Annotated in this window: 18 protein-coding genes; 11 read left to right on the top strand and 7 right to left on the bottom strand. The window is 70.9% G+C overall.

Annotation, left to right across the window (positions count from 1 at the left end; translation table 11 throughout):
- The first annotated feature begins 49 nt into the window (after positions 1-49).
- The 3 genes from G528_RS0114890 (at position 50) to purM (ending at position 3,336) form a co-directional block, all read left to right on the top strand.
- Entirely contained in the window at positions 50-445 is a 396-nt protein-coding gene (locus G528_RS0114890) for a sterol carrier family protein (protein WP_035720282.1), read from the top strand.
- A 133-nt stretch (positions 446-578) separates the two neighbouring features.
- Positions 579-2,156: an amidophosphoribosyltransferase gene (gene purF, locus G528_RS0114885; RefSeq protein ID WP_425402243.1), complete on the top strand. Its 1,578-nt coding sequence runs from the start codon at positions 579-581 to the stop codon at positions 2,154-2,156.
- Positions 2,157-2,250: 94 nt separating this feature from the next.
- Positions 2,251-3,336 carry a phosphoribosylformylglycinamidine cyclo-ligase gene (gene purM, locus G528_RS0114880; protein ID WP_026919648.1) on the top strand — a complete coding sequence of 362 codons (1,086 nt, stop codon included), beginning with the start codon at positions 2,251-2,253 and terminating at the stop codon, positions 3,334-3,336.
- A 184-nt stretch (positions 3,337-3,520) separates the two neighbouring features.
- Here purM and G528_RS0114875 read toward each other — a convergent pair whose 3' ends face one another.
- Both G528_RS0114875 and ygfZ read right to left on the bottom strand, forming a co-directional pair.
- Complete coding sequence (locus tag G528_RS0114875) at positions 3,521-3,703, bottom strand: DUF3073 domain-containing protein (RefSeq protein WP_026919647.1); 183 nt, start codon at positions 3,701-3,703, stop codon at positions 3,521-3,523.
- Between the two features lie 129 nt (positions 3,704-3,832).
- On the bottom strand, positions 3,833-5,020 hold the full coding sequence (ygfZ, locus tag G528_RS0114870) for a CAF17-like 4Fe-4S cluster assembly/insertion protein YgfZ (protein ID WP_026919646.1): 1,188 nt from the start codon (positions 5,018-5,020) through the stop codon (positions 3,833-3,835).
- An 86-nt stretch (positions 5,021-5,106) separates the two neighbouring features.
- Between ygfZ and G528_RS17785 the strand changes: the two genes are divergently transcribed.
- From G528_RS17785 to cydC, 5 genes are all read left to right on the top strand, one after another.
- A complete protein-coding gene (locus G528_RS17785) occupies positions 5,107-6,030 on the top strand; it encodes an aminodeoxychorismate lyase (protein ID WP_051198870.1) in 924 nt (307 codons plus the stop codon).
- A gap of 150 nt (positions 6,031-6,180) precedes the next feature.
- Positions 6,181-7,743: a cytochrome ubiquinol oxidase subunit I gene (locus G528_RS0114860; RefSeq protein WP_026919645.1), complete on the top strand. Its 1,563-nt coding sequence runs from the start codon at positions 6,181-6,183 to the stop codon at positions 7,741-7,743.
- A 12-nt stretch (positions 7,744-7,755) separates the two neighbouring features.
- Positions 7,756-8,835 (top strand): cytochrome d ubiquinol oxidase subunit II, encoded by a 1,080-nt coding sequence (gene cydB, locus G528_RS0114855; protein ID WP_026919644.1) that lies wholly within the window; start codon positions 7,756-7,758, stop codon positions 8,833-8,835.
- Between the two features lie 4 nt (positions 8,836-8,839).
- Positions 8,840-10,537: a thiol reductant ABC exporter subunit CydD gene (cydD, locus tag G528_RS0114850; protein WP_026919643.1), complete on the top strand. Its 1,698-nt coding sequence runs from the start codon at positions 8,840-8,842 to the stop codon at positions 10,535-10,537.
- Entirely contained in the window at positions 10,527-12,308 is a 1,782-nt protein-coding gene (gene cydC, locus G528_RS17780) for a thiol reductant ABC exporter subunit CydC (protein WP_051198869.1), read from the top strand. Before cydD ends, cydC begins: the two co-directional genes overlap by 11 nt.
- Here cydC and G528_RS18560 read toward each other — a convergent pair.
- Positions 12,298-12,915: a heme-binding beta-barrel domain-containing protein gene (locus G528_RS18560; protein WP_026919642.1), complete on the bottom strand. Its 618-nt coding sequence runs from the start codon at positions 12,913-12,915 to the stop codon at positions 12,298-12,300. The genes cydC and G528_RS18560 overlap by 11 nt on opposite strands.
- 338 nt (positions 12,916-13,253) lie before the next feature.
- Here G528_RS18560 and G528_RS0114830 point away from each other — a divergent pair, with 338 nt between their 5' ends.
- Positions 13,254-14,183, top strand: coding sequence for a type IV toxin-antitoxin system AbiEi family antitoxin domain-containing protein (locus tag G528_RS0114830; RefSeq protein WP_026919640.1), 930 nt, complete (start codon positions 13,254-13,256; stop codon positions 14,181-14,183).
- A gap of 150 nt (positions 14,184-14,333) precedes the next feature.
- Here the strand turns inward: G528_RS0114830 and G528_RS0114825 are convergent, their stop codons facing one another.
- The 4 genes from G528_RS0114825 to G528_RS0114810 form a co-directional block, all read right to left on the bottom strand.
- Positions 14,334-14,825, bottom strand: a complete 492-nt coding sequence (locus G528_RS0114825) for a hemerythrin domain-containing protein (protein ID WP_026919639.1) — start codon at positions 14,823-14,825, stop codon at positions 14,334-14,336.
- Between the two features lie 182 nt (positions 14,826-15,007).
- Entirely contained in the window at positions 15,008-15,313 is a 306-nt protein-coding gene (locus G528_RS0114820; RefSeq protein WP_026919638.1) for a DUF1416 domain-containing protein, read from the bottom strand.
- Between the two features lie 34 nt (positions 15,314-15,347).
- Positions 15,348-16,175, bottom strand: coding sequence for a sulfurtransferase (locus G528_RS0114815; RefSeq protein ID WP_026919637.1), 828 nt, complete (start codon positions 16,173-16,175; stop codon positions 15,348-15,350).
- A gap of 232 nt (positions 16,176-16,407) precedes the next feature.
- Complete coding sequence (locus tag G528_RS0114810; RefSeq protein WP_026919636.1) at positions 16,408-17,331, bottom strand: LmeA family phospholipid-binding protein; 924 nt, start codon at positions 17,329-17,331, stop codon at positions 16,408-16,410.
- An 84-nt stretch (positions 17,332-17,415) separates the two neighbouring features.
- On the opposite strand from G528_RS0114810, the gene G528_RS0114805 reads away from it, so the two are divergent.
- The gene (locus G528_RS0114805; RefSeq protein ID WP_026919635.1) at positions 17,416-18,168 is read left to right on the top strand and encodes a winged helix-turn-helix transcriptional regulator; all 753 of its coding nucleotides are present in this window, start codon (positions 17,416-17,418) and stop codon (positions 18,166-18,168) included.
- Positions 18,161-19,072: a mycothiol synthase gene (gene mshD, locus G528_RS0114800; RefSeq protein WP_026919634.1), complete on the top strand. Its 912-nt coding sequence runs from the start codon at positions 18,161-18,163 to the stop codon at positions 19,070-19,072. The genes G528_RS0114805 and mshD overlap by 8 nt, the downstream gene beginning before the upstream one ends.
- Positions 19,073-19,109: the final 37 nt, after the last annotated feature.

Raw genomic sequence — 19,109 nt, 5'->3', positions numbered from 1 at the left:
GCCCGCCCGCGGCGCGGATCGCCGCACGGCACCGGGCAGAATGGACGCCATGGCTCCCAGGGATCAGGTGGACCCGGCGCGTATGCGCGAGGCCGTGCTCGCCGTCGCCGACTGGCTGCGCGACGAGTCGGCCCCGACGCCCCCGCGTGCCGCGCTCGCCGCAGCGGTCCGGGCGACGGCGCGGACCGTCGCCCGCGACGCCCCCGGGAACGCCGTGGAACTGCGCGTCCCGCCGTTCGTCGCCGTCCAGTGCATCGAGGGGGTTCGGCACACTCGCGGCACGCCGCCCAACGTCCTGGAGGCCACGGCCCGCGACTGGCTGCTGTTGGCGACGGGTCTGCTGGACATCGACGAGGCCGTCGCAGGTCACCGCGTCGAGGTCTCCGGACACCGCGCCGCCGACGTCGCCGCGTACCTGCCGGTGGTCCCGCTGCGTCGCGACTGACGCGAACCGAGTCGGCCGCCGGGATTTCGAGATGCCGCCGCGGACGCCGTAGACTGGGTGAACGGTAACGCCCGCACCCCACGAAACCGGAGCGTCTCACGTGACTGAGCAGTCCATTCACTCTCCGAACCTGATGAGCCCGAGCTCGAGAAATCAGACCGGATGTGACGGCTCGTCGCACCCGCGGCGCGATCTGGATCAGCCCGAGAACGAACCCCGCGAGGAATGCGGGGTGTTCGGCGTCTGGGCGCCGGGCGAGGACGTCGCGAAACTCACCTACTACGGGCTGTACGCACTGCAGCATCGAGGCCAGGAGGCCGCGGGCATCGCCGTGGGCGACGGCGCCCAGGTCCTCGTGTTCAAAGACCTGGGGCTCGTGAGCCAGGTGTTCGACGAGCAGACCCTCGCCTCGATGAGCGGGCACGTGGCCGTCGGGCACTGCCGCTACTCCACCACCGGGTCGACGACCTGGGAGAACTCGCAGCCGATCTTCCGGAACACCGTCACCGGCAGCGGTGTGGCCCTGGGCCACAACGGCAACCTCGTCAACACCGCCGAACTCGCGTCGCGGGCGCGTGAGCTGGGAATCTACGGTGCGGCGCAGGCCAACGCCGCGACCTCCGACTCCGACGTCCTCGGCGCGCTGCTCGCGCACGGCGCGGCCGACTCGACGCTCGAGGAGTCGGCGATGGACCTCCTGCCGAACGTTCGCGGCGCCTTCTGCCTGACCTTCCAGGACGAGCACACCCTGTACGCGGCCCGCGACCCGAACGGCGTCCGTCCGCTGTCGCTGGGTCGCCTCGACCGCGGGTGGGTCGTCGCCTCCGAGACGGCGGCCCTCGACATCGTGGGGGCCTCCTTCGTCCGCGACATCGAGCCCGGCGAACTCCTGGCCATCGACGCCGACGGCGTCCGCAGCCGACGCTTCGCCGAGCCGACGCCCAAGGGCTGCGTGTTCGAGTACGTCTACCTGGCGCGGCCCGACAGCGTCATCAACGGTCGGTCGGTGCACTCGTCGCGCGTCGAGATCGGCCGCCAACTGGCGCGCGAGCAGCCCGCCGACGGTGAGCTGGTGATCCCGGTGCCGGAGTCGGGGACCCCGGCGGCCGTCGGATACGCCCAGGAGTCGGGCATCCCCTACGGGCAGGGGCTGATGAAGAACGCCTACGTGGGCCGCACGTTCATCCAGCCTTCGCAGACGATCCGTCAGCTCGGCATCCGGTTGAAGCTCAATCCGCTGCGCGAGGTGATCCGCGGCAAGAAGCTGGTCGTTGTCGACGACTCGATCGTCCGCGGCAACACCCAGCGCGCCCTGATCCGCATGCTCCGCGAGGCCGGGGCCGCCGAGGTGCACGTGCGGATCGCGTCGCCGCCTGTGCGCTGGCCGTGCTTCTACGGCATCGACTTCGCGTCGCCCGCCGAGCTCATCGCGAACGGCTCGGACTCGACCGAGGCGATGGTCGAGGGCGTCCGGCACGCGATCGACGCCGACAGTCTCGGATACATCACCATCGACGGGATGATCGACTCCACCGAACAGGAGCGCTCCACGCTGTGCGCCGCCTGCTTCGACGGCCGGTATCCCATTCCGCTGCCGGAGGAGACGACGATGGGCAAGGCCGTCCTGGAGTCGATGATGAAGGGTGCCGCCGCGGGCACCGATCCGCTGTCGGGACGCAACGACAACGTCAGCGCGGTCATGCGTCCCTGACTCGTGCCGCCCCCACCACGCACTCAGGTACCGTGAGTGCGTCCCACACCCTGCGGCCGGTCCGGCCGGAGACGATTTCAGGAGAGACGACACTATGACCGAGAGGTCTGCCGACCAGATGACGGCCGGCGCTTCGTATGCGGCCGCGGGCGTGGACATCGACGCCGGTGAACGGGCCGTCGAACTGTTCGCTCCGCACGCCAAGCGGGCCACCCGCCCGGAGGTGCTGGGCGGTCTCGGCGGCTTCGCCGGTCTGTTCTCCCTCAAGGGCGACTACCGAGAGCCCGTGCTGGCGGCGTCCAGCGACGGCGTCGGAACCAAGCTCGCGGTCGCGCAGGCGATGGGCGTGCACCACACGGTCGGCCGCGACCTGGTCGCCATGGTGGTCGACGATCTGGTGGTCTGCGGGGCCGAGCCGCTGTTCCTGCAGGACTACATCGCCGTCGGCAAGGTGATCCCGGAGATGGTCGCCGACATCGTCCGCGGAATCGCCGACGGCTGCGTCGACGCGGGATGCGCCCTGTTGGGCGGCGAGACGGCCGAGCATCCCGGCGTCATGGAGGACGGCCACTACGACATCTCGGCGACCGGTGTGGGCGTGGTGGAGGCCGACTCCGTCCTCGGCCCCGATCGGGTGCGCCCCGGTGACGTCATCATCGCGATGGCCTCGTCGGGTCTGCACTCCAACGGGTACTCGCTGGCGCGCAAGGTCCTCCTCGACTGGGGACACATGGATCTCTCGGGCCACGTCGAGGAGTTCGACCGCACGCTCGGGGAGGAACTGCTCGAGCCGACCCGCATCTACGCCAAGGACTGTCTTGCGCTCGCGGCCGAGACCGATGTGCGCACGTTCGCGCACGTCACCGGTGGCGGTCTGGCCGACAACCTCGGCCGTGTCCTGCCGGCGGGGCTGGCTGCCGAGTTGGAGCGCAACACGTGGACGCCGGCGCCGATCTTCTCGCTCATCGCCCAGCGCGGTCGGGTGGAGCGCGCCGAGATGGAGAGAACCTTCAACATGGGGGTCGGCATGGTCGCCATCGTCGCCCCCGAGGACACCGACCGCGCTCAGGCGATCCTGACCGCGCGGCATGTCGACAACTGGGTCCTCGGCACCGTCAAGCGCGGCGAGCAGGGGACCGGCGGTGCGGCCGAGCTGGTGGGCGACCACCCCCGCTTCTGACGGGACGGGCCACGCACCGGAACACGACGGGAGAACAACCGGAAGGGGCCCCGCGGTCATCGACCGCGGGGCCCCTTCCTGTGTCTGTGCTCAGGCGTGACGTGCGTCAGGCGAGCACCACGGCGTGGTGCGTCGCCCCTCGAGGTGGGGTGATGCCTGACGAGCGGGGTGAGCGAAACGCGCGTCAGGCGCGTCGCCACTCCTCTTCACTGTTCGCCCAGCTCTCCTCGTCCGACCAGTTGTCGTAGGACTTCTCTCGTCCGCCCGACAGCTCGCGCTGCAGGCTGTCGAAGTCGGTATGAGGAGTGGAGTACTTCAGCTGACGAGCAACCTTCGTCTGCTTTGCCTTTGCCCGGCCGCGGCCCATATGGGACCCCCTCGCACAATGACGGGGCGGCCATCGTCGTGGCGGCCCCGTTCTATCCGTTAGTAGTTTTCGTACCAACAGTCTAGCGCGGAGTTCGAATTAAGTCTCATCGCGCAGGAAGTGACCGTGTCACCGGCGGCCGCGCAGCCGGTCGACGGCCGCGCGGCCGGGTGGGACGGCGTCGTCGGAGGTGTAGAGCGAGGCGTCGATCCGTGCGGCGGCCGACTCCGGTGCACCGTCGGCGTCATTCGATTCGGGCGCCCGCACGGTCAGTTCGGCGTCGACGGGGATCGAGCGCTTGACGAGGGCCAGTGCGATGGGTCCGTTCTCGAAGTGGTCGACGACCGTCCCGATCCGGCCGACGGTGCGCCCGCCCGCGGTCACCGGATCGCCGGTGACCGGACGATACGACGACGACCCGTCGAGGTGCAGCAGGACCAGCCGACGTGGGGGACGGCCGAGGTTGGCCACCCGTGCCACCGTCTCCTGCCCCCGGTAGCAGCCCTTGTCGAGGTGGACGGCACCGCCCTCGTCCGGTCCGCCGATCCAGTCGACCTCGTGGGGGATCGTCCGTTCGTCGGTGTCGAGTCCCAGGCGCGGACGCAGGGCGTTGACGCGCAGGGCGTCGTACGCCCACATCCCCGCGGGGACCGCGCCGGCGGCGGTGAGGATGGTCCACCACTCGACGAGATCGGTCTCGGGGATCACCAGATCGACCACGGGGGTCGACGCGCCCTCGCCGAGGGAGGGCATCACGCGCCAGAAGCCGAGGGGCTCGTCGTCGTGCCGGAGCTCCGGGAGATCGCCGGCGCGGTACCGGTCGGCGTCGGCGGGCAGGGCGATGGCCTCCGCGATCGGGCCGGTGAGCACATCGGGTCCGAGCAGCGTCACCACGGCCATGTCGGGGCGGGCGGCCGCGGTGACCTGAGCCCAGAAGATCATCTTGCTGAGGAAGTCGGTGAGCGTCTGCCCGCGGGACGACTCGGTGTCGATCCAGGTGCACTCGTCGATGTCGGTGAGGACGAAGTGATCCTCGATGCGGCCCTGCAGGTCGAGCGACAGGTTCTCGGCGCTGCGGCGGTCGGACAGTTCGGTGAGGTGCTGCGAGGAGACGGTGTGCAGCCACGTGAGCCGCTCGGTGCCGGTGAGTTCGAGGACGAAGCGGTCGGAGCGGTCGACGATCGCGGCGCCCCGCGTGGCGGCCCGTTGTTCGGCGAGCGGATCGCCGTAGTGCCAGGCGACACCCTGGCTCGGGTCTCCTTCGGGAGTCGGGACGGCGCCTGCCACGGCGTTCAGGATGGGCGAACGATCGGACATGCCGCCAGTCTACGAGCCCGCGGGGAATCGCGGGAGGCTGCACTACGCTGACCCCGACCGGACGCGACGGGAAGGCTGGTGGGCGGGTGCGCGAGGACGCGGAGACCCCGGCGGTGGCACGGGGGGCGGTGGTCGTGGATCACGACGGCCGGGTGGCGGGACTCGACGGCCCGCAGGTGTACGTCGACGATCTGGGGCTCGTCCACGGCGACGGACTGTTCGAGACGCTTCTGGTCCGCGGTGGACGCGCCTGCAATCTCGACCGGCATCTGGATCGTCTCGCGAGGGGGTCGGCCGCGATGGACCTCCCGGCGCCGGATCGGCGGCGGTGGACGGCGATGATCGACGCCGGGCTCCGGGCGTGGCGGGAGACCGGGGCGGCCGGCGACCGGGAGGGGATGGCCCGCCTGGTCCGCACCCGGGGGCGGGAGGCCGACCCCGGTGCGGGGCCCACGGAGTACCTGACGATCGCGCCCGTGCCGGATCGGGTGGCCGCGGCGCGGCGTGACGGTGTGCGCGTCGTCAGTCTGCCGACCGCCGTCGACCCCGACCTGGCACGGCGGTCGCCCTGGCTGCTGGCGGGCGTCAAATCTCTGAGCTATGCGGTCAACACCGCGGCGCTGCGTCATGCGCGGTCGTTCGGTGCCGACGACGCACTGCTCCTGTCGTCGACGGGGGCGGTGCTCGAGGGGCCGCGGGGGTCGGTGGTGGCGGTCGTCGACGGTCGGCTGGTGACTCCGCGCCGCGACGGCGGGGTCCTGCCGGGGACCACCCAGGATGCCCTGTTCGCGGCGGCGGATGCGGCCGGCGTCCCGACCGCCGAGTGTGATCTCGACGTGGCCGATCTGATGGCGGCCGACGGGGTGTGGCTGGTCTCGTCGGTGACGCTCGCCGCCCGGGTCACGCACATCGACGGGATCGGTGTGGCCCAGGGGGATCTGCCACAGGGGGATCTGACCGGGGGTGCTGTGATCGGGGTGGCCGCGCTCGTCGATGAGGCGGCGGGCTGAGTCGAGGGTCCGGGGTTGCCTGCGTCACGACCCCTTTCGCATCGACCCCATTACTACTACCGTTTGTAGTACTACCAACCTGTAGTAGTAGCGGTGCGTCGTGGTGACCGTGTACGGCAGCACCGATTCCTCTGACGAAGCGAGGGTCCCGTGGACGTCGTCGACATCTCCCGATGGCAGTTCGGCATCACCACCGTCTACCACTTCATCCTGGTTCCGCTGACGATCGGACTGGCACCGCTCATCGCCGTCATGCAGACGGTGTGGCACCGGACGGGCAACGAACAGTGGCTCCGCGCCACCAAGTTCTTCGGGAAGATCTTCCTGATCAACTTCGCCCTCGGCGTCGCGACCGGCATCGTCCAAGAGTTCCAGTTCGGCATGAACTGGAGTGAGTACAGCCGGTTCGTCGCCGACGTCTTCGGTGCGCCCCTGGCCCTCGAGGGCCTCCTGGCGTTCTTCCTCGAATCGACGTTCATCGGACTGTGGATCTTCGGATGGGGACGCCTGCCGAAACGAGTGCACCTCGCATGCATCTGGCTGGTCGCCATCGGCGTCAACGCCTCGGCGTACTTCATCATCGTCGCGAACTCGTGGATGCAGCATCCCGTCGGCGTCGAATGGGACGCCGATCGCGATCGGCCGATGATGAACAACTTCCTCGCCGTCATCACCAACAACACGACGCTCGTCGCCTTCCCGCACGTCATCATGGGCGCACTCCTGACCGCAGGCACCGTGGTCGCCGTCGTCGGCCTGTGGTGGATGGCCCGCAACGGACACCGCGCCGCGAAGATCGAGGAAGCGGCACGGACCGGAGACGAGTCGATCATCCCGGAGACGACGTCACCCAGCCAGATCGGTGCCACGCCCGAGAAGCTGCGTGAGGACAACGCGACCCTGTGGCGCCCGATCAGCATCCTCGCGCTGTGGGTGATGATCGGCTCCGGACTGGGCCTCGTCGTCACCGGCGACATGCAGGCACAACTCATGTTCACCCAGCAGCCGATGAAGATGGCGGCCGCGGAGTCGCAGTGCGAGACCGAGGTCGGCGCGGCGTTCTCCGTCCTCAGCATCGGCAGACAGAACAACTGCGACCACATCGAACACGTCATCACGATCCCGAACATGCTCTCGTTCCTCGCCGACCACAGCTTCGACAGCGAGGTCAAAGGCGTCAACGAACTCCAGCAGCAGTACCAGGACGCCCTCGGGATGCCGGGGCAGAACTTCGCCCCCAACCTCTTCGTCACCTACTGGAGCTTCCGCGCCATGATCACCTGGGCCCTCGGGTCGGTCGTCGTCGCCGCCGGCGGCCTGTGGTTCCTGCGACGCAGACGCAGCAACGTCCCGCGATGGTTCGGCCGACTCGCACTGTGGATGCTCCCCACCCCCTTCCTCGCGAACGCCTCCGGCTGGATCTTCACCGAGATGGGCCGCCAGCCCTGGGTGGTCGTCCCGAACTGGGCCGACCCCGACGGCATGCCGCTCAAGGTCCACATGCTCGTGCAGGACGGCGTCTCCAACAACACCGCGCCGATGGTCTGGACCACGCTCATCGGCTTCACACTGCTGTACGGCGCGCTCGGCGTCGTCTGGTTCTACCTCGAACGCCGCTACGTCATCGAGGGCCCCGCCGAGAAGGACTCCGTCGCCATCACGTCCACCGACGACGATGACGAGGCGTCCGCCGAACTCTCGTTCGCCTACTAGAAGGAGCATCCGATGACTCTGGAGAACACCTGGTTCGTGATCATCGCCGTGATGTTCACGATGTACTTCGTACTCGAGGGCTTCGACTTCGGCGTCGGCATGCTGATGACGCTGCCCGATCGAGACGACGGGCACGACCCGGTCCTCGCCGACAAGCGTCGACGGGTCCTGCTCAACACCATCGGACCGGTGTGGGACGGCAACGAGGTGTGGCTCATCACCGGCGGAGCCGCGATCTTCGCCGCGTTCGGCGGCTGGTACGCCACCATGTTCTCGGCGTTCTACCTGCCGCTGTTCCTCATCCTCATCGGCCTCATCGTGCGCGTGGTGGCCATCGAATGGCGCGGCAAGATCGACGACGTCCGGTGGCGGCGCTGGTGCGACGTCGGCATCGGCCTCGGCTCGTGGATCCCGGCGATCCTGTGGGGCGTGGCCTTCGCCAACCTGGTCCGCGGTCTGCCGATCGACGCCGAACACCAGTACACGGGCGGATTCTTCAACCTCCTCAATCCGTACGCCCTGCTCGGTGGCGCCACCACGCTGCTCGCCTTCCTCACCCACGGCACCGTCTTCGTCGCCCTCAAGACCTCGGGCGAGATGCGCGACCACGCGCAGGTCCGCGCCGCCCGGCTCGCCGTGCCCACCGCCCTCGTCGCCGCCGCATTCCTGATCTGGACGCAGATCGCGTACGGCCACGCGTGGACCTGGGCGATCGTCGCCGTCGGGGCCCTCGCCGCCACCGGGCTGGTGGTGGCCGCCGCGGCCCGCCGCGAGGGCTGGGCGTTCGCCGCGACGCTGATCGCGATCGCCGGCACCGTCGTCATGCTGTTCGCGTGCCTGTTCCCGAACGTCCTGCCGTCGACGACCGACCCGGCATTCGATCTGACCGTCGCGAACACATCGTCGAGCCACTACACGCTGGTCATCATGACCTGGGCCGCCGGCATCATGACACCGGTCGTCATCGCCTACCAGGCCTACAGCTACTGGGTGTTCCGCAAACGGCTCTCGACCGATCAGATCCCGCCGTCCGTCGGCCTGCCCCTGCGCGCCCCCGACGCGGTGCCCGCCCCCGAGAGCCCACGGGGCTGAGACGATGACCGACCGCAGGCCGCCGCTCGACCCGCGTCTGCTCCGCGCCTCCCGATCGGCCCGGCGGTACGTCGTCGCGGCCTCGGCGTTCACCCTCGGCGACCTGCTGGCCGCCGTCGTCGCGGCCGTCGCGCTCGCCGGACTGCTCGCCGACCTCGTCACCGATCCCACACGCCGCGGCTTCGGCGCCCAGGCGGGGACGTTGACGGTGCTCGCCGTCGCGTTGAGCGGGCGGGCGGCGATGCGCTACGCCGCCGACCGGTACGCGCGACGGGCGGCCCACCGCACCATCGACGAACTGCGGGTCGCCGCCCTCACGGCGGTCACCGACCCCGACCGGACATCGCCGCGGACACTGCTGGCCCGGCGCGATCACGCGCTCACCGTCGTCCTGCGCGGCCTCGACCGGCTCTCGGACTACCTCTCCGGTTATCTGCCCGCGCTCGCGTCGACCGTCCTGGTGACACCCGTCGTGATCGGCGTGATCGCCTGGACCGACTGGGTGTCGGCGGTGATCATCGTCGTCACCATCCCGCTCATCCCGATCTTCATGGTCCTCATCGGACTCGTCACCCGCGATCGGACGCGCCGCAAACTCGACGCGATGAGCCGGCAGACGTCACAGCTCGTCGACCTCATGACCGGGCTGCCGACCCTCCGCGCGCTGGGCCGCGCCCGCGGTCCGGCGGCCCGGGTCTCGGCCCTCGGCGACGACCTGCGACGCAGCACCATGTCGTCGCTGCGCATCGCATTCCTCTCCGGGGCCGTCCTCGAACTCCTGGCGACGCTGTCGGTGGCACTCGTCGCGGTCAGCATCGGGCTGCGCCTCGTCTTCGGGGAGATGAGCCTGTACGCCGGGGTGCTCGCGCTCGTCCTGGCGCCCGAGGCCTACCTGCCGCTGCGGCAGGTCGGCGCACAGTTCCACAACGCCGAGGACGGAGTCGCGGCCGCCGACGACGTCCTCGACCTCATCGACGCTCCCCACCGGTCGACCGGCGCCGGCCGGTCGGTGCGCGTCGCCGGTGCCGCGATCCAGTTCGACGATCTCGGCGTCCGCGGCCGCGACGGCTGGGCGCCGCACGCGTTCACCGCCACGGTCGCGCCGGGAGAGCTCACCGTCCTCACCGGACCCAACGGGAGCGGCAAGTCGACGACCCTCGCGGCCGTCCTCGGACTCGAGCGGCCCGACGCCGGATGCGTCCGCGTGGGCGGCGTCGCCGTCACCGACCTCGACCGTGACGAGTACACGGCCCAGATAGCCTGGCTGCCACAGCATCCCGTCGTCGTGCCGGGAACCGTCGCCGAGAACCTGGCGCTCTTCGACGCCCGCGGCGACGGAGCTCTCGACGAGCGGGCCCTGACCGCCGCGGCTCGTGCGTCGGCGTTCACCGACGTGCTCGCCGACCTCCCCGACGGGTCGCAGACGCTCCTCGGCGCCGGGGGAGCGGGCCTGTCGGCGGGGCAGGTCCAACGCCTCGCCCTCACCCGCACCCTCGCGTCGCCTGCGCCGCTGCTCCTCCTCGACGAGCCGACCGCGCACCTCGACGACGAGACCGGGCGCCGCGTCCTGGACACCCTGATCCGCCGGGCCCGCGACGGCGACACCGTGCTGGTCGTCTCGCACCGCCCCGAGGTCCTCGCCGCCGCCGATCGGGTCATCGCCCCGGCGCACACACCGCAGGAGGCCCGCGATGCCGTCTGACACCGGCCGCACCGGACGCCCGCGCGACCCGATGCTCGCCGCACTCGCCCTCACCGGGATGCGCGGGCGCGCGCTGGCGGTCCCGATCCTGCTCGGGGTCGCCGGGGCGCTCGCCGCACTCGGTCTGGCCGCACTCTCGGCATGGCTGATCACCCGTGCCTGGCAGATGCCGCCGGTCCTCTACCTGTCGGTCGCGGTCACCGCCGTCCGCGGCCTCGGCATCGGCCGCGGGGTGTTCCGCTACCTGGAGCGATTGGCCACCCACGACGTCGCCCTCGCCGCGATGGCTCGGGCGCGCGTGCGCGTCTACCGGGCGCTGGCCGACGGCGACGCCGCACGCACCGTGGGACTTCGCCGCGCCGAACTGCTGTCGCGGACGGCCGACGACGTCGACGAGATCGGGTCGGCGGTGATCCGCGGACTCGTCCCGATGGCGGTCGGTGCGGTCACCTCCCTCAGCGCGGTGGCGATCATGGCGTCGGTGTCCCCGCCGGCCGCGCTGGTCCTCGCCGCCGCACTGCTGGCGAGCGGCGTCGTCGCACCGCGGTGGGCGACGCACGGTGCCGCCCGTCGGGTGCGCGCCGCCGCACGAGCCCGCGAAGACGCGGCGCAGGCCGCGACGACCCTCCTGTGGCACGGGCCGGAACTGGCGGTCACCGGCTCCCGGGAGGCGATGCTGGCCGCGGTGCGCGACGCCGACCGTCGGACCGAGGACGCACAGGAGGGCGGCATGCGCTGGCAGGCGGCCGCGCAGGCCGTCACCCCGCTCTCGCTGGCCGTCAGCGTGATGGCCGCCGCGATCATCGCCGTCGACCTGGCATCCGGACTGACGGGGTCGCTCGCCGACGTCTCCTCGGGCGACGGCGTCACCCCGATGGTGTTCGGTGTCCTCCTGCTGCTGCCGCTGTCGTCATTCGAGACCACCGCCGCGCTCACCGAGGCCGGCCTGGCGTGGGAGAGCGGACGGCAGGCGGCGCGCCGCGTCCTCGACCTGATCGGCGGTGACGTGGACGCCGCCGGGGGCGGTGGTGACGTGGACGCCGCCGGGGGCGGGGGTGATCCGACCGTCGACCCGCGGCCCGTGACGCTCACCGCCCGCGACCTCCGGTGGGGCTGGGACGAGACGATCGGCGGCCCGCTCGACGTCGATCTTCCGCCGGGCGCGCGCCTCGTCGTCACCGGCCCCAGCGGTGTCGGCAAGTCGACGCTGCTGCTCACCCTCGCCGGACTGCTCCCGGCCCGGTCGGGACGGACGCTGGTGTCCGGCGACACCGGAGCATCCGGCGACCCGCGTCGATCGGTGGTCTATCTCGCCCAGGACGCGCACGTCTTCTCCACCACGGTCCGCGAGAACCTGCGCGTCGCGCGCGGCGACGCGACCGAGACCGAGATGCTCGCCGCCGTCGAACGCGTGGGTCTCGGACCGTGGTTGCGGGGCCTGCCCGATGGACTCGACACCGTGCTCACCGGCGGCGAGTCGGCGGTCAGCGGCGGTCAACGGCGTCGTCTCCTGCTGGCGCGGGGACTGCTGCACCCGGCGCCGATCGTCGTACTCGACGAGCCGACCGAACACCTCGACGCCGCCGATGCGGCGGCGGTGCTCGCGGCACTGTGCGCCGACGGCGAGTCGAGTCTGTTCGGGTCGCGGACGGTCGTCGTCGTCACCCACCAGGACGTGACCGGGATCGCGGCGCCGGTGCTGCGCCTGACCTCGGAACGTGCGGCGGACGTGTCCGCGCGGAACGGGGAGCCGGTGGGCCTCAGCCGATGACGCGGCGCAGTTTCGCCGACAGACGCGGGGTGAGCTCGCCCTCGGGATCGACGCGCTCCTCGACGTAGGCGAGGTCGCCGTCGGGCACCAGACCGTACAGGCGTTTGGCGCCCCCGGTGTGCGCGCCGGTCTCGGTGCGGATGGTGACGTCGGTCGTCAGATTCCACGACGTCTGGTTGATCGGGCGCCCGTAGTACAGCTCGATGGAGCCCTCGGCGTGGGTCAGCATCAGCTCGATGTCGTCGCTCTCGCTGATCCGCCAGAAGCCGGCTTCCCGCAGGTCGGGGCGCACGTAGGCGCCGTCCTCGTCGAGCACCCACGAGCGGGACTGCCACGTGAGGTAGTTGCCGCCGTCGTGCGCGACGATGATCTGCTGACCGAACGGGTAGTCCTCGCCGGTCTGCGGGTCGTGACCCTCGCCCTGTCCCTCCCAGACGCCGACGAGCGGCAGGAGTGCGAGCAGACCGTCGTGCAGGTCCGCGCCCTCGCGGAGGTTCGCGGTGTCCGCGGGCACGGGGAGGTCGCCGAACGACGGCAGGTTCTTGCCGGCCGTCTCCTGAGCGCGCTGCTCGGCGTCGGAGATCGCCTCGTTACCGGAGCGGGTCACGATTCGTCGTTCACCAGTCGGTAGACGGTGTAGAGCGCGAACCAGATGATCAGCACGGTCGCGAGCCCGAGCAGGATTTCGAAGAAGAGCACCATGCGCTCGACTTTACCCACCGAGGCGCCCCCGCCGCATCTCGCCCCACCCGCTCGCCCCCCCGCCCCGCTGCGCCCCCGCCCCGCACCCGCCCCGCTGCGCCGCCGCCCCGCCGCCCCACCCGCTCCCGCGTCACTGGAGCACAGCCGCGGTCGATCAACCGGCCGCGGACGTTCTCGAGTGACGCGGGAGCGGCTGTGGATGGCGGTCGGAACCGGAACGGCGCCGCCCGCGTCCAACTGAGTATGTGGACCACCGACGAGAACGGCCTCATCCGACGCACCGAGCTGCTCGACACGGGGGTGCCCGTCCGCGAGATCACCCGGGCCCTCCGCTCGGGCGCACTGGCGCACGTCGCCCGCGGCGTCTACGCGGAGGCGTCGCGGGTGCGCGGCGCCGACTTCCCCGGTCAGTACCTGTACGGCCTGCGGTGCATCGCCGCGGCGACGGCGCCGTCGGACGGTCCGTCACCCGTGCTGAGCCACGAGTCGGCCGCCGTGATCCACGGGTGGCCGCTGCTGCGCCCGTCGCTGACGCACGTGCACGTCACGAGTGGCCGCGAGAGCGGCGGCACGATCCGCCACGAGCGACGGACCCACCCGGGACTGTTCGGGGACGGCGACGTCGTCGAGGTCGGCGGCGTCCGCGTCACCAGCCCGGCGCGAACGGCCGTCGACGTGGCGCGCGGCGTCGACTTCGCCCGCGCGCTCGCCGTGTTCGACGCCGCGCTCGCCGCCGGGACGCCCGACGAGCAGATTCGCGAGCACCTCCGTCGACGGCGCGTCGGGGTCGGACGGGCCCGGTACGCGTACGGGTTCGCCGACGGCCGGTCGGAGTCGCCGGGGGAGTCGTGGAGTCGTGCGCAGATGATCGAGGCGTCACTGCCGTGCCCCGACCTGCAGTCCGTGCACGTCCTCGACGACGGGCGCGAGGCGCGCTGCGACTTCGACTGGGACGGCGTGGTGATCGGTGAGTTCGACGGCCGCGTCAAATACGAGCGGTACCTGCGGCCCGGGGAGCGGCCCCTCGACGCACTCCTGCGCGAGAAGGAGCGCGAGGGTGCGCTGCGTGCCCTCGGCCTGGAGGTGATCCGGTGGACCTGGGCCTCCCTCGAACAGCGTCGGCTGGTCCCGATGCTCCGGACCGTCCTGCCCCGGTTCGGCGTCGCCGTCTGACCGCGCCGCATCTGACCGCGCCCGTCTGACCGCGCTGCGCTCCCGCGTCAGACGACCACGGGCGCGGCCGGTTGATCGGCCGCGGACGGGCCTGGGTGACGCGGGAGGGCTGAGTGACGCGGGAGGGCTGGGTGACGCGGGAGGGCTGGGTCAGGCGGCGGCTTTCGCGCACTCCCAACCGTCGGGCATCGTGCCGCCGTCGAGGAAGTCGCGGAGGAACGCCTGGGCGTCCTCGTCGAGATCGGCGTCGAGGTGCGGGTAGATCACCGGCTCCTCCTTGCTGTTGTGCGCCTCCAACAGGGCGAGCATCGCCGTGCACGCCGAGATCACCTCGCCGCGCTGGGGCTCGACGTCGACGTCGTCGGCGGCCAGTGCCGCGTCGAGCGACGCCATGGTGCGCCACATGTCGCCGTGCTCGCGCAGCATCACCATGATCGGCATCATCAGCGGGCCCGTGCTCAGCTGTGGGAACACCAACTCCTCCTCGAGGTAGATGTGCCGGCGCAGGGCCGTCATCGCGTCGGTCAGCGGCGCGGCCCACTCGGCGACCGACGCCCCGGGCGGCGTCGCGACGAACTTCTCGATCCCGGCGTCGATCGCGCGGTGCTCGACGGTCAAGACCTCGGCCAAGCTGATGGACATGGTGCTCCCTTCATCGACTCGCCATTCCAGCCTACGACCGCGCGGCGCGGTGCGGCCGACGCGAGCCCGGACGGATGCGAAGAACCCCGGCCCGCTCACATGCGGTCCGGGGCTCCTCTGGAAAACGAAGGACTCCTGCCGAATACTCCTACCGAACAGGACCTCTCATCGGATGGGACGTCCTACCGGGTGACGGTCACGTCGTGGACGTGGACGCCGGGGCCCTCCGGGGCGATCTCGGTCTGGCCGTTGCCCTGCGAGCTCAGTGCGCGCAGCGTCCAGTTGCCCGGGGCGGCGAAGAAGCGGAAGTCGCCGGTCGCCGACGCCACCACCTCGGCGGTGAACTCGCCGGTCCCGTCGAGCAGCCGCACGAACGCGCCGGCGACGGGGTCACCGGAGCCGTCGAGGACCTGCCCGGTCAGGACGGTCTCCTTCTCGGCGTCGACGCCGGCGGGAAGGGTCTGCCCCTGTTTGGGTGCACCACACATGTCTGTATTCCTCTCAGATGACTCGGGTGACGGGTCAGAGCTCGATCGGAGCGCCGACCAGCGAGCCGTACTCGACCCAGCTGCCGTCGTAGTTCTTGACGTTCTTCTTGCCCAGGATCTCCTGCAGCACGAACCAGGTGTGGCTCGAACGCTCGCCGATGCGGCAGTAGGCGATCGTGTCGCGGGAGTCGTCGAATCCCTGCTCGGCGTAGAGCGCGGTGAGCTCCTCGTCGGACTTGAACGTGCCGTCCTCGTTCGCGGCCTTCGACCACGGGATGTTGATCGCCCCCGGGACGTGGCCGCGCTGCTGCGCCTGCTCCTGCGGCAGGTGCGCCGGGGCGGAGATCTTGCCGGTGAACTCGTCGGGGCTGCGCACGTCGACGATGTTGACGGTGCCGATGGCGTCGATCACCTGGTCGCGGAAGGCGCGGATCGAGTTGTCGGGCGCCTGGGCGACGTACTCGGTCGCCGGGCGGTTCACCGGGTCGGACGACAGCGGGCGGCCGTCGAGCTCCCACTTCTTGCGTCCACCGTCGAGCAGGCGGACGTCCTTGTGCCCGTAGATCTTGAAGTACCAGTACGCGTACGCGGCGAACCAGTTGTTGTTGCCGCCGTAGAGGACGACGGTGTCGTCGTTCGCGACGCCGCGCTCGCTAAGGAGCTTGGAGAAGTCCTCGGCGTTGAGGAAGTCGCGGCGGGGCGAGTCCTGCAGGTCCTTGCGCCAGTCGAGGCGGATGGCACCCGGCAGGTGGTTGGTGTCGTAGATCGAGGTGTCCTCGTCGACCTCGACGAAGACCACGGAGTCGGTGGTGAGGTTCTGCTCAGCCCAGTCGGCGCTGACCAGGACGTCGGAGCGTGCCATGGGTGTTTCCTTTCACGAGCCGCCGGAACCGGGAGGGACCCGGCGGCGGACCTGGGGTGGGATCCGATGATCGGACCGGGACGACGGCCGGCGCGCAGCGGGCCGCCGACGTGGGCGATCATCGGTCAGTGACAGCAACCGTCGACGATTCGACACAGGTCGATCGCCAGTCGGCGGGTGAGCATCGGCTCACGGCTTCGTTGCATGAACCAGACACTACAACCGGTTTTCGTCAGTGCTCGGGCCATGACGAGAGGTACTCGTCGGGCCGCACCTCGCGGGCTCCGTCGCGTCCCGTGACGATGAGGTCGCTTCCCCTGCTCAGGGCGCTTTTCGGGGGTACCCCCCAGGCCATCGGAAGCTCGGGAAGGGTGGTCGAGAACCGTTTTAATACAGCTGAGCGAAATTCCTCGGGGACGTCGTCGGAGTAGTGCTCCTCGGGGCCGTCGTAGAGGTCGTAGGCCTGGATCCGGACGCGGCCGTCGACCACGCGGACGCGGGCGCTGACGCTGACCTTGACCTTGGGGTGGCGGTATTCGGCCGCCGACGGCGGGAATCGGCCGTCCCGGTCGGGGGAGCCGGGCAGCGGGACGGTGCCGCTCAGCATGATCCCGTCCGTGCGTTCGAGCAGCCCGTCGCCGGGGCCTCCGCCGCCGGGCTCGTCCTCGGGTGCGGGCGTGTTGACGTAGAGGTCGACGATGTTCATCAGCCGACCGAGGTTCGGTGAGTCGATACGCGTCTCGGCGGTCAGCGACGTCCCGGTCAGCGGTGTGCGGGGGCCGATGTCGGCGGTGGGGCCGGTGCGGGCGTCCTCGAGGCGGCCGTCGACCGTCACGGTGCACTCACCGCGGTCGCCGCAGCCGTCCTGGCGGACGCCGCGGGCGCTGACGAGCACCGACGAGAACTCGCCGTCGGACATCCGGGTGAGGAACGGGAACCCGCCCAGCAGCACTTCGGGTTCGAATCGGACGTGCGGCGACGCCTGCACGGCGCGCGCCAGCCGGTGCTCTGCTCGCGATCCGGCGACATCGTTGACGATGAGGGTCGCCACGGCGGCGACGACGACGATCACGCCGAACCACGCGGCGGCGCGCAGTGCGCGGCGGGACGCGGGGCGCGCGGCGCGGCGCGGGGCGGGGTCAACGGGATCGGGCATCGGCGTTATTCTGTCATTCGATAACCGTGTGCTGCGACCAGCGTCGATTGACAGCCCAAGACCACGACGAGATCGGAGTGGTGTGTGGATCTGTTGCTCTTGACCGATGAGCGGTCGCCGGACGCCGTCCTGGCCTCTCTGGCCCTGCTGCCGCATCGTGTCGACCTGCTGCCGGCGACGACCGCGTCGCTGGTGCGGTTGGGTGATGCGGAGATCGTCGTGGTGGACGCCCGGCTCGACCTCGCGGCCGGTCGTGCACTGTGTCGGCTGGTCAGCGACGTGGAGGGGACCCGCGTGATGGCGGTCGTCACCGAGGGCGGCCTGGTGGCGGTGCACGCCGACTGGGGTGTCGACGACTTCGTCCTGCCGGGGACGGGGCCGGCGGAACTGGATGCGCGGGTGCGGTTGATCGCGACGCGGACGCGGGCCGCCGGCGATGACGAGCCGGATCAGGTGATTCTCGGGGAGCTGGTGATCGACGAGTCGACGTACACCGCGCGGTTGCGCGGGCGGCCGATCGATCTCACCTACAAGGAGTTCGAGCTCTTGAAGTTCTTGGCGCAGAACGCCGGCCGAGTGTTCACGCGCGCTCAGCTGCTGCACGAGGTGTGGGGTTACGACTATTTCGGCGGCACGCGGACCGTCGACGTCCATGTGCGGCGGCTCAGAGCGAAGTTGGGCAGCGACCACGAGTCGTTGATCGGGACGGTGCGCAACGTCGGTTACAAGGCGGTCCGGCCGGCCAAACGCGCCGACCGCGATCCGGCGGCGGACATTCCGGACGCCGATGCGGCCGAGATGGATGCCGAGATGGATACAGTGGGGCTCGATGACTGATCAGAGCCCCCGCATCGTCCGCGGCCCGTTGAGCGAGGCCGACATCACCGCCGTCCGCGAACTGTGTGCGCGCGCCGAACGGGTCGACGGGGTCGCCCCGCTGGCCGAGCAGGCGCTCCTGGCCGTCGCCGGCGGCGCCGACCGGCACGTGTTCACCGAGCACGGTTACGCGAACGTGGTGGCCGCCCGCGACGGCGGTGCCGCCATGGTGGAGGCCGTCGTCGACCCCGACCATCGGGGCCGCGGCGAGGGGAGGGCGTTGGTCGACGCCGCCCTCACCGCCGCCGCCGACGTGCCCGGTTCTCAGGGGCCGCGCGTGTGGGCGCACGGCGATCTGCCGGCCGCCGCGGCGGTGGCCGCCCGGCTCGACCTGGTGCGCGCCCGCGAACTGCTGCAGTTGCGGCGGCCGACGGCCGAGCCGCTGCCCGATCTCACGGAGCGCGACGACGTGATCCTGCGGACCTATGCGGGTCCGGCGGACGACGCCGAGATCCTGCGGGTCAACAACGACGCCTTCTCCTGGCATCCGGAGCAGGGCGGGTGGACGCAGGCCGATGTCGATGAGCGGACGGCGTCGTCGTGGTTCGACCCGGCCGGCCTGTTCCTCGCGTTCGACGCCGCGGCCCCGGAGACGCTGTTGGGTTTCCACTGGACCAAGGTGCATCCCGCGCAGGTGGATGCTCCGGCGCTCGGCGAGGTGTACGTGGTCGGTGTGGATTCGGCTGCGCAGGGGCGCGGCCTCGGCGCGTTGCTGACGCTCGCGGGGCTGCATCATCTGGCGGGTCTCGGCGGGCTCGACGAGGTGGAGCTGTACGTGGAGGGCGACAACGCGGCGGCCTTGAACACCTACACCGGGCTCGGCTTCACCCGATACACCGCCGACATCGCCTACCGCCGCGCCTGAGCTCCGTCCGGTCGGTCACCGGACGTTCACCTGACGG

The sequence above is a fragment of the Gordonia shandongensis DSM 45094 genome (assembly GCF_000423025.1).
Taxonomy (GTDB): domain Bacteria; phylum Actinomycetota; class Actinomycetes; order Mycobacteriales; family Mycobacteriaceae; genus Gordonia; species Gordonia shandongensis.
This window is presented reverse-complemented; position numbering and strand designations above follow the sequence as displayed.

Bases quoted from the DNA above. Each gene is read 5' to 3' on its own strand.
- cydB (WP_026919644.1), top strand. From the start codon at position 7,756: ATGACTCTGGAGAACACCTGGTTCGTGATCATCGCCGTGATGTTCACG.
- G528_RS0114825 (WP_026919639.1), bottom strand. From the start codon at position 14,825: ATGTCCATCAGCTTGGCCGAGGTCTTGACCGTCGAGCACCGCGCGATC.
- G528_RS0114890 (WP_035720282.1), top strand. From the start codon at position 50: ATGGCTCCCAGGGATCAGGTGGACCCGGCGCGTATGCGCGAGGCCGTG.
- cydD (WP_026919643.1), top strand. From the start codon at position 8,840: ATGACCGACCGCAGGCCGCCGCTCGACCCGCGTCTGCTCCGCGCCTCC.
- G528_RS0114830 (WP_026919640.1), top strand. From the start codon at position 13,254: ATGTGGACCACCGACGAGAACGGCCTCATCCGACGCACCGAGCTGCTC.
- purF (WP_425402243.1), top strand. From the start codon at position 579: ATGAGCCCGAGCTCGAGAAATCAGACCGGATGTGACGGCTCGTCGCAC.
- mshD (WP_026919634.1), top strand. From the start codon at position 18,161: ATGACTGATCAGAGCCCCCGCATCGTCCGCGGCCCGTTGAGCGAGGCC.
- G528_RS0114810 (WP_026919636.1), bottom strand. From the start codon at position 17,331: ATGCCCGATCCCGTTGACCCCGCCCCGCGCCGCGCCGCGCGCCCCGCG.
- G528_RS0114875 (WP_026919647.1), bottom strand. From the start codon at position 3,703: ATGGGCCGCGGCCGGGCAAAGGCAAAGCAGACGAAGGTTGCTCGTCAG.
- G528_RS0114815 (WP_026919637.1), bottom strand. From the start codon at position 16,175: ATGGCACGCTCCGACGTCCTGGTCAGCGCCGACTGGGCTGAGCAGAAC.
- ygfZ (WP_026919646.1), bottom strand. From the start codon at position 5,020: ATGTCCGATCGTTCGCCCATCCTGAACGCCGTGGCAGGCGCCGTCCCG.
- G528_RS0114820 (WP_026919638.1), bottom strand. From the start codon at position 15,313: ATGTGTGGTGCACCCAAACAGGGGCAGACCCTTCCCGCCGGCGTCGAC.
- cydC (WP_051198869.1), top strand. From the start codon at position 10,527: ATGCCGTCTGACACCGGCCGCACCGGACGCCCGCGCGACCCGATGCTC.
- purM (WP_026919648.1), top strand. From the start codon at position 2,251: ATGACCGAGAGGTCTGCCGACCAGATGACGGCCGGCGCTTCGTATGCG.